The 14,191-nt window shown below is 31.3% G+C and carries 8 protein-coding genes; 1 reads left to right on the top strand and 7 read right to left on the bottom strand.

Annotated features, from left to right (window positions below; translation table 11 throughout):
- Positions 1–20: 20 nt before the first annotated feature.
- From MED152_RS00455 to MED152_RS00430, 6 genes are all read right to left on the bottom strand, one after another.
- On the bottom strand, positions 21–1,349 hold the full coding sequence (locus tag MED152_RS00455) for a glycoside hydrolase family 2 TIM barrel-domain containing protein (RefSeq protein WP_015479866.1): 1,329 nt from the start codon (positions 1,347–1,349) through the stop codon (positions 21–23).
- Positions 1,350–1,444: 95 nt separating this feature from the next.
- Positions 1,445–2,365, bottom strand: a complete 921-nt coding sequence (locus tag MED152_RS00450) for a hypothetical protein (protein ID WP_015479865.1) — start codon at positions 2,363–2,365, stop codon at positions 1,445–1,447.
- A gap of 15 nt (positions 2,366–2,380) precedes the next feature.
- Positions 2,381–4,432, bottom strand: a complete 2,052-nt coding sequence (locus MED152_RS00445; protein WP_015479864.1) for a hypothetical protein — start codon at positions 4,430–4,432, stop codon at positions 2,381–2,383.
- A 12-nt stretch (positions 4,433–4,444) separates the two neighbouring features.
- Positions 4,445–5,923, bottom strand: a complete 1,479-nt coding sequence (locus MED152_RS00440) for a RagB/SusD family nutrient uptake outer membrane protein (protein WP_015479863.1) — start codon at positions 5,921–5,923, stop codon at positions 4,445–4,447.
- 11 nt (positions 5,924–5,934) lie between these two features.
- Positions 5,935–8,979 carry a TonB-dependent receptor gene (locus MED152_RS00435; protein ID WP_015479862.1) on the bottom strand — a complete coding sequence of 1,015 codons (3,045 nt, stop codon included), beginning with the start codon at positions 8,977–8,979 and terminating at the stop codon, positions 5,935–5,937.
- 220 nt (positions 8,980–9,199) lie between these two features.
- Positions 9,200–12,001: a triple tyrosine motif-containing protein gene (locus tag MED152_RS00430; protein WP_015479861.1), complete on the bottom strand. Its 2,802-nt coding sequence runs from the start codon at positions 11,999–12,001 to the stop codon at positions 9,200–9,202.
- A gap of 182 nt (positions 12,002–12,183) precedes the next feature.
- Here MED152_RS00430 and MED152_RS00425 point away from each other — a divergent pair, with 182 nt between their 5' ends.
- Positions 12,184–12,372: a hypothetical protein gene (locus MED152_RS00425; protein ID WP_041383244.1), complete on the top strand. Its 189-nt coding sequence runs from the start codon at positions 12,184–12,186 to the stop codon at positions 12,370–12,372.
- 165 nt (positions 12,373–12,537) lie between these two features.
- On the opposite strand, the gene MED152_RS00420 is transcribed toward MED152_RS00425, so the two are convergent.
- Positions 12,538–14,187 carry an alpha-amylase family glycosyl hydrolase gene (locus tag MED152_RS00420; protein WP_015479860.1) on the bottom strand — a complete coding sequence of 550 codons (1,650 nt, stop codon included), beginning with the start codon at positions 14,185–14,187 and terminating at the stop codon, positions 12,538–12,540.
- Between the last annotated feature and the right edge of the window lie 4 nt (positions 14,188–14,191).

Raw genomic sequence — 14,191 nt, 5'->3', positions numbered from 1 at the left:
TATATTTTTATATTGGTTGTTTATTGTTTTTGTGTAATTTCTAAAAGCTTTTTATTCGCTAAGCCTTTTTTAACCGCTTTCTTTTGATTTATTTTACAAATCTTACGCTCTATTTTTTTTACTGATATTCCTTTACTAAAAGGATTAATTTGATGTGCTTGCTGCAATACATAGTAGGCTGCTCTTGGGTATAATTGATACAAACCTTCCTCATTTGAAAAACCTTTGGCAGCAATTCCAAACCATTCCTCATTCATATTTGGACTATTATTTTTAGTATCTAATGTATAGCCATTATTCGTCCAATTTGCTTCTTCATCATGCTTATTTAAATTGATAGTTTGACCAAGTTTCCACCAACCATCACTAAATTGAAAAGTGAACCCGCCAATAGAATTGCCCGATTTTCCTAAATCATAAGCATTTGTATAAATTTCTTTCCAGTTTTCTAAAACATAAAAAGATTGCATTTGTTGATCTTCTTTTTTCTCAAGTGCATTAAAAGCATCTACACCAAATTCTGTAAACAGAATTGGCTTGTTCAATTTATTTTTTACTTCTTCAAAAGCATCTCCAAACGATTTACCTCTATACATATTTGTACCATAGATATCTACATCTGGGCACTCATCTGCTATAATATCAATGAATAAAAGATCTCCATTACACATGGCTACTGGATGATTTTTATCTATTTGTTTCATTAACAATGCAGCTTCATTGAAAAGTTTGTACATGGGTCTACCTCGTTTTTCACCCATTGCTTTTTTCATTTCTGCATCATCAGGAAAGTCTTCTGTTTCTGCACCTGCCCAAAATAATCCGTAATTATTTTCATTACCTAAAAGATAAAGTAATAAGCCTTCTGTATTTTTATATTCGTTTGCAAGGCTAGATACTTCTTGCAACAGTAATTCTTTAGTAGCTTTATCTCTGTAGTCTGTAACTGGTTTATAAACTTCGTTTATAGTTACTCCATACCTACCAAAAGAATGGTTTAGCATTGTATAAATACCATAAGTTTTATAGATATAAGAAATCCATTTAGGCTGAATTCCTGTGTAAACACGAATTGCATTTACACCCATATCTTTTAATAAAGACATTTCACTTTCTAAGGCTTTTTTTATAAAATCGTCTGATTGATTCCATAAGCTAAATGAATAATTGGTGCCAATAGGAATATAATCCCAGTTCATACCATTAATCATAAAATCTTTTCCATTCACTTTTAATTTCATTCCTAAATCATCAGAAACAATTGAAACCTCTGTTTGCTTTTGTGCATTAGTTTGATGCGCAAACAGACAAATAAGAAAGATTAATAAATACTTAGTTGATGTCTTCATGAAAATAAATTAGTATTAATTAAAGTTTTAAAAAATGAAACCAGCAAAAAAATTCTTTTACTGGTTTCGAACTTTCAATTAATTAATTCAAAATATTATTCTAAAGTGATAATGAACCACCAATCGAACTCTGCATTTCCATCAGTTGTTCTTAAAACCAATTCATTTGGAGTTCCTCTATCAAAAATTTCGTAATTATGACTACCACCAGTGTAATAACCTATAAATCCGTTTCCAGAAATGCTAATAGTTTCTACACCTCCAGGAGCTGTTAATGCATACGTTTCTGTATAATCTAAAAATGCATAGTTTTCAATATCTGCACCATTTGGAGTTCCTGAAACATTTGGGCCTAAATCATTTACGATGTAAGGATCTCTACCAAAAATAGTTCCGTTTGTTACATAAGAAAAAGTACCATCTGAAGAAAACGTAATTCTATCATCATACATACCAACACCTGTTTTTTCATCTGGACCTGCTCCATACCATTCTGCAATAGTACTACCTGCTACAGGACCTAAACCAAAATGTTTAGCTTTAGCAGCATGAACTTTCCAAGTTCTAGAAGTAACCGCAGTTGGATCTGCAGGATCAAAACCAAATAATTTAGTTTTTAATTCTACAGGTGGTGCATAAGTTGATAAAACTTCTACATCTATAGATTTTGAAGTTGCAATACCTGCAGTACCTGTTGCAACAACAGTAACTGTATAAGTATTTAAACCTAACTCACTAAAGCTTATTGAAGTTTCACCTGATAATGCAACTACTTCTACTCCATCATAAGAATATTTATAAGAAACTGCATTGTCTGCTGATGCTGAAAAGTTAACCACACCACTTCCATCTCCATTAGGATTAGCAGCATCTGCACCAACAATTTCTGCAGTAATCTGAATATTAGTTGGTGCTATAATTTCACCAAAGGAATATTCATCTTCTTGACATCCTATGAAAGTTACAATCATAGAAAGTAAAAATGTTTTTAAGAATATATTTTTTATGTTTTTCATAATTAAATTATTTAATTAATTCTTTAATTGTAATTCATCATAATAGTAAACAGAATCATCTCCTGCGTTTCCAAAATCGAAGAAAATAACTACTCTCACATAATCACCTGCTGGAGCTCCACTAAAATCGTAGGTTAACTCTTCCCAAGAACTGGCTACAGTTGTGTTTAAATCAACTTCATGAGTAATAGATGCATCTGCATTTTCTAACTTAAGTTTTACTTGAGCACCTGCTTTTGGAGACCAAGTTTTTACGCTGATAGAAGAATAGTTATCTAAATCTAAAGCTGAACCAACTTCAAAGAAAGTACCTGCCCAAATTTCTGAACCAGAAGTTTTTGTAAGCTTAGCTACATTTGCTGTTGTATTAACACCTGAAGCATCTGGGTTTGCAATAACCTCTGTTGCTGCAATATTACCAAAAACTGTAAATGTTGGTGCAGCACCTTCAAAGTCTTGAAAAGTTAACCCTGCAGAAACACCAGAATCGTCTACTAAATTAATATCATCATAATAATACACAGAGTCATCACCTGCATTTCCAAAATCGAAGAATATTACTACTCTTACATAATCTGCAGCTGGTGCAGCACTAAAGTCATATAATAACTCTTCCCAAGTATTAGAAACTGTAGTATTCATATCTACTTCGTGAGTAATAGATGCATCTGCATTTTCTAGTTTTAATTTAACTTGAGCTCCTGTTTTTGGAGACCATGTTTTTACACTTATTTTACTGTAATTATTAAAATCTAAAGGTGTAGTTGTTTCAAAGAAAGTACCTGCCCAAATTTCTGAACCAGAAGTTTTTGTAAGCTTAGCAACATTTGCAGATGTATTAATACCTGAAGCATCTGGATTTGCAATAACTTCTGTTGCTGCAATATTACCAAATACCGTAAATGTTGGTGCAGTACCTTCAAAATCTTGTACAGATGAAGTTACAGTGCTAGAAGGTGCTTTGTAGAAATAGAAGTTATCTACATAAACATTACCAGAAATTCCATCAGAATCAATTAAGATTTGTGTAATTTTTTCTTTGTTAGCAAGGTTACCACCATCAAAACCAGTCATGTCAATATCAACGCTTTGCCAAGAACCACCAACTGTAGTTCCTAAAGACTCAATATCTTCACCTCCATCAACTGTATTTACAATCTTTACGAACAATTCATTTGTAGTTCCTTCTGGAACCCAATAATCAATGTGCATCATTTCCATTCCAGAAAGATCAATTCCATTATCGTAGTTTGTAACTATTCCTAAAAAGTCTAGGGCTGTAAGTTTCCAAACATTATCTGAAGCAATAGAAATTGCCTCAAAATTACCTGCAGACCAAGTGGTTGGTAACTCATTTAAAGTTACATCTGTATAAACATCACTAAAAATAGATACAACATCTGAATCATTTCTTGCAGGAGCAACTGGTGCTGCTTCTGTAGGTGCAAGAATTTCTGTTACTTCGAAATCTACGGCAAAATCTGTAGTTGCAATTGCACCACCTTTTGCTGTAACTACAACAGAATATGTTCCTGGAGCAGCATAAACGTAAGAAATAGTCTCGCCTATGTTACCTGTAACTACTGGTTGAGAAACACCTGTTTCACCAGAATTAAATTCGAACATCGCTGCAAAATCTGCAGTAGCTGTAATATTAACTTGTTTAGAAACTGCAACATCATTTTCTAAAACCACCACTAAATTTTGAGGTGCTTGAAATGAAACTACTAATTGTTGAACTGTTTCTACAACATCTCCTGCTAAGTTAGAAGCTGCTATAACTACTTGATATGTACCTTCTGCATAAATGTGTTCTACACTTTCTCCTTGACTTAATGTTGCTGAATCTGAATTATCACCAAAGAAAACCTCGAAACTAACAGCTCCTTGTGCTGTTGGTGTAATTGTTACAGAACCTGTATTGTCTTGTGTAATTGCATAACTAGCAGTAACCTCTGTTGGAGGGGCCATATTATCTGCAAAAGACGTGTCTCTTAAATCTTCTTCACAGGCAACAACCACCAATAATAGAAAGAAGAATTTATAAATATTTTTCATTTTTTTCATTCTTGTAATTTTTTAATAATTAGGATTTTGTGACCAACGATCTCCTGCCAATTGAATTTCAATTGCTGGTATTGGAAAAACTTCATGCTTGCCAGTTACGAATCCGTTTATTGATTGTGCAGCTCTACCTGTTCTTACCAAATCAAAAAATCTATGACCTTCACCCACTAATTCAGTTCTTCTTTCCTCTAAAATATTATTGTACAAGTTATCTCCTGTTGCAACAATATTTCTAGTAGCATTTCCAAAAGCTCTTTCTCTTACTCTGTTTAAGTAAGCTTGCGCTTTAGTATCATCTGGAGTAGAGCTTCTATTGAAAGCTTCTGCTGCCATTAACAATACATCTGCAAAACGAATTGCTCTATAGTTGTTTGGATTTGTTAAGTTTCTATCTCCTTGAGCGTTAGAACTTCTAGTTCTTGGTAAATACTTTCTATTAAAATATCCTGTATGCTCATATCCTTCACCAAAAGTAGCTCCTGTAGAAGCTGCCCAAGCATTAATATCTAAAATAGCAACGTCTCTTCTTAAATCTCCTGCTTCAAATGCATTATAAGCTTCTTGAACTGGCACGTTAAAGCTAAATCCTGATGAAAACTCTGGACCTGTGTAGTTTCTAATTCCACTAAAACCTACTGCTACATTACCTTCTGAACACTGTAAACAGCCAAAACCTGCTCCTTGACCTTCAAAATACTGAACTTCGAATACTGATTCTATATTGTTTTCTCCAGCTTCTTCAAAAATGGTATTGTAATCTGTTACTAAATCATATGGACCATTTAAAATTAAATCGTCTAAAACAGTAGCAGCTTCATCGTATTTTTGTTGAAATAAATAGATTTTACCTAATAAAGCTTGTGCAGCTCCTTTAGTTACTCTACCTGCTTGAGTTTGCACGTAAGGTAAATTTGCAGCAGCAAAAGTTAAATCTGCTTCTAACTGCGTATAAATTTCTGCTTTTGGAGTTCTATCAATTGTAAATTGCTCTCCAAACTCGATTCTTTTATCTACTGATAAAGGCACATCTCCAAACCACTTCACTAATTCAAAATAATAGTAAGCTCTTAAAAATGTAGCTTCTGCGATTACTTGCTCTTTACCAACAAAATCGGTTTTATCTTTAAATTCTAAGATATAGTTTGCTCTGTTAACTCCTGCATACATCCAGCTCCAGATATCTCTTAACTGCACGTTTTGTGGAGTGTGAACCATATCATCTACTTCTTGAATACCTAAAACGTCTGTAGCACTCTCACCACCTGCTAAGGTATTGTCTGAAGCAATTTCACCTAACATTACATTTAAGTAGCTTGATTGTAACATATCATAAGCACCAATTAAGGCATTTTGATAATCTTCTTCAGAATTAAAGAAATCTTCTGAATTATCTCCTGTAGGTTGTACATCTACAAAATCATCACTACAAGAAATAGTTACTGCTAGAAATAAAATTGCGACTAAATATTTTTTTATGTTTATTGTTTTCATCTTATATCTAATTAAAAGTTAACATTCATTCCGAATAAAAATGTTCTTGGACTTGGGTAAAAACCTTGATCTATACCACCACCAATTGGAGCTCCATTTGATGTTGTTGGATCATAACCTTTGTATTTAGTAAGTGTAAATAAGTTACTAGCAGAAACATAGAATCTAAGTTTATTGAACTGTAGTTTTTCTAAAGCTGCATCTCCCACACTATATCCTAATTGTACACTTTGTAATCTTAAAAATGAACCATCTTCTACAAAGAAATCTGAGAATAAGTTGTTACCAGTAGCACCTGTTGTAACTCTTGGTACTGTATTACTTGTTCCAGGACCTGTCCATCTATCTAAGAAATAAGTGGCTCTGTTAGTTAATGGTAGTGTTCTTTCGTAGTTCCTTACAATTTCGTTTCCTAATGAAGCGAATGCATACGCATTAAAATCGAAGTTTTTATAATTGAATGATAAGTTTAAACCCATTGTTACATCTGCAATTGGATCTCCTATATAAGTTCTATCATCAGCATCAATAACTCCATCACCATTTACATCTACAAATCTTAAATCTCCAGGTGCAGCATTTGTTTGTGTTGCGTGTGCATTAACATCTGCTTGTGTTTGGAATAAACCATCTGTTTGATAACCGTAGAAATAACCAATTGGAAAACCTGCCTCCATTCTTGAAGGTGGATCTTGACCTACACCAAATGAACCTCCTTCTATAATTCCTGTTGAATTACCTACAAAAGTTACATTGTTATCTAATGTTGTGAAGTTGTAATTTACGTTAAAATCGAAGTCTTCAGAAATTGATTCTCTATAGCCAATTGCAAATTCAAAACCTGAGTTTACAACTGTACCTGCATTTACAACAGGTACTGAAGAACCTGGAGCTGCCACACCAATAATACCTGATGTTTGTGCAGAAACTAATAAGTCTTCTGTTGTTTTCTTAAAGTAATCCATAGTAATGTTTACTTTATCAAATAATTCTAAATCAACTCCAATATCTAAAGGCTTTTGTTCCTCCCATTTAATTTCTGGATTTGCAATTGGCCCTAATGCAATACCTTGTGCTAATTGATTATCAAAAACATACTCTGCTTCTCCATTTAATACAGAAACAAATCTAAATCCTGGTATTCTATCATTACCAATAATACCATAACTTGCTCTCAACTTTAAGAAACTAATAATATCTGAATCTTGTAAGAAATCTTCTTCTGAAGCTACCCAACCTAAAGATGCTGTTGGGAAGAATCCAAATTTGTTTTTCGGACCAAAATTAGTAGAACCATCTCTTCTTAAAACTGCAGAGAATAAGTATTTGCTATCATAAGCATATTGTAATCTTGTAAAGTATGATAATAATCTACTATCATACACTAAATTATCTCCATTATTATTGTTTCTAAAAATTTCTAAACCATCTCCATTTAAAACAGGAGTTCCAATAATTACGCTATTTAAATCATCTCCTTCTGCATTACTTGTTAAAATTGTTTGGAATCTACCAGTAGTTTTAAACACAGAAGTACCAATCATCGCTTTTACACTATGTACATCATTGTATACTCTTTCATAATTGATAAAAGCATCGAAAGTATAATCGAAAAAGCTTTGGCTAAAATCTGTAAACGTACCTAAATCAACATTAAATACATTGTTGTTACCAAAATTAGCTACCTTATTATAAGTGTTTGCAGTAGAAACTGCATAATTTGCTTGATATCTAGTTTCTGCTGTGAAATAATCTAAAAACTTGTAGCTTAAACCATAACTACCAGAAATTTTATTAACCCAAGTTCTATTATTCGCATTGTCTATTTGAGCTAATGGGTTTGCTACTTCTATACCTGTACCAATTACTGGAGGTAAAGAAAAATTACCATTACTATCTCTAACAGAAGTAGTTGGTGGCATATTTAAAGCATTAAATAAGATAGATCCTAAAGCATTTTCTATTAAATTCTTCTTATTTGTATTTGTATAAATAGTAGAAGATGTAAATTTTAGATTATCTGTTAAGTCAGTATCAAAATTAAAACGAATATTTCTTCTGTTGAAGTTAGCTTTACTACCACCTACAATACCATCTTGACTGGTAACTGAAAGCCCTAAAGAATAAGTAGATCTTTCTGTACCTTTATTTAAGGTGTAGTCTATACTATAAATTGGTGCTGTTTCAAACACCGCATTTTGCCAATCTGTACCTTGCCCCAAACCACTTACAGTAGCAAATGGCAAAGCTTCACCATTTGCAGCATAAGCTTCATTAGCTAGCAAAGCATATTCTGTTGCATTTAAAAGAGGGATTTCTCTTGTTGTATTTTGAAACCCTGCAGAAATGTTTAATATAGATTGAAAATCTGTATTTTTTCTTCCTGACTTAGTTTTTACTAATATAACTCCGTTTGCAGCACGTACACCGTAAATACCTGCAGACGCATCTTTTAAAATATTTATAGATTCAATATCTGATGGATTCACCACACTTAAATCTTCTATAACCCTACCATCTAAAAGAATTAAAGGTCTACTGTCTCCATTTGTAGAAACCCCTCTAATTCGAATGTTAGAACCAGCACCAGGAGAACCAGAAGATTGTGTAATATTTACACCTGCGACTTGCCCTTGTAAAGCTTGCTCAATTCTTGTAGGATTTAAATCTTCAATAGTAGCACTAGAAACTACAGATACTGCACCAGTAACTTCTTTTTTACTTTGAGTACCATACCCTATTACTACAATCTCATCTAAAGATTCTGTAGCTTGAGATAACAAAACATCTATTGTTTCTTGATTTACTACAACTTCTTTTACCTCATAGCCTAAATAATTATAAACTAAAACTGCTCCGCTTTTTACGTTAGCAAGACTATATACACCATCAAAATCTGTTTGCGTACCTATAGTGGTTCCTTTAATACTTATACTTACACCTGGCAAAACATCACCATTCGAAGCATCTTTTACAACACCTCTCACACTCATCGTTTGCGACTGCATCAAAAACGGTGATAAGAAAAGGAGTAACAATATTATCTTTTTACTCATAAACAAAAATTTAGTTATTTATAATTATGTTTTTTGTAAAATTAGGGTTAATAATTTGTTATTATCGTAAAATAAACCTCAACAAAAAACATACATCGCATCAAACAGCTGCTATACTTAAGAAAATGGATTTTTAAAAAAGTAATTTTAACACTCTTAAAACCAGTATATTTTAAAATGTTGTGGTAATGTTGTGTCTATTTTTAAATATATATAGGTACTATATTTCCAGAATATAGTTTGTTAAGTTTGCATCATGAGGTAAATTGATCTTCTTTCGAAGTCGATAACGTTTCACCTCTACACTTCTAGGAGATATATTTAAAAGAGGTGCAATCTCTTTAGATGATAGGTTTAATCGAAGGTAAGCACACAGCCTTAAATCATTTGGTGTTAACTCAGGATGTTTTGCCTTTATCTTTTTCAGAAACTTTTTATCGGCATTATTAAACGCTTCTTGAAACATTTTCCAATCGTCTGTATTGTTAAGGTTTTTATCTATAAATTTTATAACCTTTGGAATTCCTGAATTTCCATTAGCAGTAAGTTCTTGTTTAATAGTATTTAAGAATTCGTTCTTTTTAATAATACTCATTGTAGATGTAGCCAACTCTCTATTTTTGCTCTCTATATTACTTCTTAACTTATCATTATTCAGCTTAATAATTTTCTGGGAAGATTCTAATTCTTTCAGTTCTAACTCAATTCTAGCCTTTTCTATAAGCTCTTCTCTTTGCTTTTTGTAGTATCTTTTAGAGAATAAATGCAGCACATAAAGAAAAATTAAAAATAGAATAACATAAAATAAAATCAATGCATTTGAAAAATACCAAGGCTTTAAAACTTCGAAAGAATAGCTTGCTATATTTTCACTTAATTTACCATCTATTGAAGCTCTGACCTTAAAATTATAATCACCTGCATCCAAATTTTTGAAAAGAAAATTATTACTCTCTGAAAGTAAGCTCCATTTTGTATTTAAACCCTCTAATTTGAATTGATACTTTACAGAAGAACTTTTACTATAATTAGGAACACTGTAGAAAAACTGAAAACTATTTTGTTTTTTACTAAATGTTTGATTTTCTGACAACATTACTAACTCTTGTGGAGCATCTATTTCATTATTTAAAACTTTATTTATGGCTATATAAAACTTAGAAGGTTCTTTTACCAAGTTTAAATCGATGATTAAATACCCTTCTGTTGTACCTACTAAATAAACTTTATCTTTTAAGTTTAATAAATTTTCAAAACCAGAAGCACCTTTAAATAAAGAACCTTTTGCAGATATTATTTCTAGATCTGGTTGATTACTAAATTTTCCAGGAATTAGGTATCTGATATCATCTTTTGTAAAAGACCAAAGTTTATTGTTAGCCTTATCATTAATTAATTTAGCAGATAAAAATTTACCTTTTGGTATTAACTGGCTATAAATTGAATCTCTTAGAAATTTATCTTGTTTCTTATCATATTTATAAACTCCGTTTTTACTTGAGTAAAGAATGAAATTATTATATTTTATTAAACTAGAATGAATCCCCTTTTCTACAGAATTGTCTTTTACTATTTTATTAATCTTCTTTAAACTCTCATCTACATTTAATTTAAAAACACCTTTGTATTCATGGTTAACAAATATTCGATTTTTATCAACCAGCTCAAAATACCTACTAGAATTTGAAAATCCTTTAATTTTATTCTTAAGAAGCCAATTTCCTTTATCGTATTGAATAACATATAAACCCTCGTAATTTCCTAATATGAGCTTGGTTTCATCTACTTGTTTTAATCTCCAAGAACCAAAGGTTCCTTCAATAATTTTAGCTTTGTTATTTTTAATAACAAAGGTTCCTGAATCATGATTACAGAATAGTGTTTCATTAAATTCTTGTAAACTCCATACTTGACCCTGTGTATTTTCGACAAGCATAAACGGATCTTTAGAATCCTTCTTTTTCGAATACAAACCTTGATTTGTGCCAATATACAGGTAATCTTTATGAATGATGGAAGCATAAATTGTACCCCAAAAGTTTTCGTTTTTTAAGTACTGTTTGAAAGGAGATTTTAAGTTGATCGAGTTTATACCATTATCTAAACCAAGCCAGATATTATTATCTACATCTTCAAAAGTAGATAGTACTGTATTGTTACTTAAGCCAACATCTTGAGTAATATGATACAACAGATTACCAGCTTTATCAATTTTAATAATTCCGCTAGAAATTGTACCTAGAATTAAATTACCATTTTCTAATTGTTTTGCACTATAAATTGTTTTAGAGGTTAACAGTGCATCTGAACTTGTAGACCATTTTTTAAGCACATCTTTCTCTAAATAATAAAAGCCATCTTTTTGAGTCACAAAAAATAAACCATCTTCTTTCTTTAAAATTTCTACTACCCTACTTTCTTTTAGAATGGTGTTATCTGCAATTAATTTTGGCTGACCATTTTCAATTACAAAAATACCTTTACCTAATTCTTGAAAATAAATTCTGTTTTCTACCCTTGAAATTTTTAAAATACTATCAGTTGCATTTATTATTTTATATTCTCCAGTTTCAATGTTGTATAGGTAAATTCTTTCGAGCGATTTAAAAATCATCCAACCATCTAACTCACAAATTTCCCAAATTTGCTCATCTTCTAACATGGTGATTTTGTTGTCTTCTACAATAGAAGAATATTGTAATTGCCCAAATTCATCTTTCTGCCAAAAACCAAAATCCATATACAAACCTGTATAAATCAAATTATCATGACATTTTACAGAACGCATAATGGTTTCATTTGGAGAAGCATACAACTGCCAAGAAGCTCCATTAAACTCTAATAAACCTTTATTGTTAGCTACATAAATATATTTATTGGCACTTTGAGAAATTGCCCAATTCTGATTTTCTGCTCCATAATTTTCTGGTGTAAAAATATTTATAGGCGGAATTTCTTGAGCATAACTATTAAAAGAAGCAAAAAATATAGAAATAATAAAAATTCTTAAAATTTTTGACATAATAGTTTTGTTTGGTTACGAATTTAGTGAATTTATTATAATGTATAGTTCATCATTAAAAATGTATAGGAATAGAATTGCAAAGAATAATTATTGATAATGTAAGTATCAATATTATTAATCTCTAATTTATTATGTCATCTCATTTAATTACTTAATTTTATAGCAGATTAATATATTGAATGAATTTTATTAAAAATATAGGTAGAGCAAACTTATTGATGCTGTTGTTATGCTTACTAATAATTATAGTTGCAGAGTATCTTTTTTTAACTGGTGATAAATTACATGGAATCTTTTTGGGCCTTTGGGCTCCAACATTATTAGGTGTTTTAATTTACCTTAAACTTATTAAGAATGAGCGCAGATGATATAGTGTTATACTTTTCTCTTTTTGTAGGGGTTTGCGTTATTCTGTGGGCCTTTTTTATGATAAGAGAATTTGATAGAGTAAGAAAAAACTAATTACTTTTTATATACTAAAAAAGCGACTATCTAAAATTAGATAGTCGCTTTTTTGTTTTCTAGTATTTCTATTATTTCTTTTCTAGCAGAAAAATATCGTTGTCTGTTGTAATTTCTAACATTCCGTTATTTACTTCAAAAACTTTATTTGAATAAAAATCGCTAATCTGATCTCCATCTTCATATAAGTTTGAAACATCAATAGTAACATTCTGATTTGTTAAATGTAAACCTATAACAACCTTATCTCCATTTCTTACTCTTGAAAATACCAAACCATTATCGTTAGAGATTAATTGATGCCTACCTGCACCAACAGCCATATGATTTGCTCTAAATTGTCCTAACTTCTGCCAATGATGTAAAACCTTATTGGTGTCCTCATTTTTATGGATATCATTCCAATTCATAAAAGAACGTAAGGTAGCATCACCAACTGTACCTTCTATAGTTAAATCTCTTGCAGATTCATCTCCATAATACACCTGAGAAGTTCCTGGTGTTAACAGCAGCATATTTGCAGTTTTATAAGGTTGTGAACGGTCTTTATCAAAAGGCTGACCATCATCGTGAGATGTCATATAATTTAAAACACCATAGCCTTTTAAACTTGTATTTAGTAACGAATCGTATTTTTTAAATACTTTATTCGCTTCCATTTGTTTTGCATTCCATTTAATCTCAAAATTGATTAAGCTATTAAACGCATTATCAAAATAATTCACCTTTTTATCGCCAAAATCAAAAGCTTTACCATGTGAAATGGCATAATTATAAACCTCTCCTACTAAATAAAAGTTAGTATCATCTAAAACCTTATCTGGATTGTTCCTTTTAAATTCTTCAAAGGCAAAATCGCATTCTTGCTTAAATTCTTGCCACACAAATTCTTCTGTATGTTTTACAGTGTCTACTCTATAACCATCTATACCAAACTCAATAATATAATCTGTAAGCCATTTCATTATATAAAATCGTGGTGCTTTTGGATGACCTGTTCTCTCAAAAAAGGCATCCAACTCTTTCGCTTCTTGCTCATAGCGTCCTTCAGCTTTCCATTTTGCAACTAGCTGAGGAGGTAATTCTACATTTTCATTACTCTCTGTTCTAATATCTGGTAAATTCTTAACTAAAGTACAAGTTATTGTATTTTCGTAATTACTATACTCACATTGAGGCTCTGTTCTAACCCAATTAGAAGGCCAAACAGGATCTTTTTCTGTTACAGGACCTGTATGATTAATAACTGCATCTAATAAAATTCTAATTCCGTTTTTATGCGCTAAATCTACTAGCTCTTTCAAATCTTCTTTAGTACCATAATTAGGATCAATATTTGTCCAATCTTTAGCCCAATAACCATGATAGCCATAAGACATACCTGTACCTTCATCTGTACCTCCATGAATTTGCTCTACAACTGGTGTCATCCAAATAGCATTGATACCTAAATCTGTAAAATAACCCTCTTTGATTTTTTGGGTAATACCTTTAATATCTCCACCTTCAAAACCACGAAGTTTACCTGTTTCTTGGGTTCTGCCAAAATTTAAATCATTTGAAACATCCCCATTATTAAAGCGATCTGTTAGCAAGAAATAAACGTTTGCTCCTTCCCAAACAAACTCTTGAGTATCTGATTTTGCAATCTTTTTTGATTCTGATTTTTCTTGACAACTAAAAATGAAGAAAAGCGAAAGAATGATTAATAAATTTTTCATAAAA

It is taken from the genome of Polaribacter sp. MED152 (assembly GCF_000152945.2).
Classification (GTDB): domain Bacteria; phylum Bacteroidota; class Bacteroidia; order Flavobacteriales; family Flavobacteriaceae; genus Polaribacter.
Note: the sequence above shows the minus strand (reverse complement) of the source record. Positions and strands in the feature narration are given on the sequence as shown.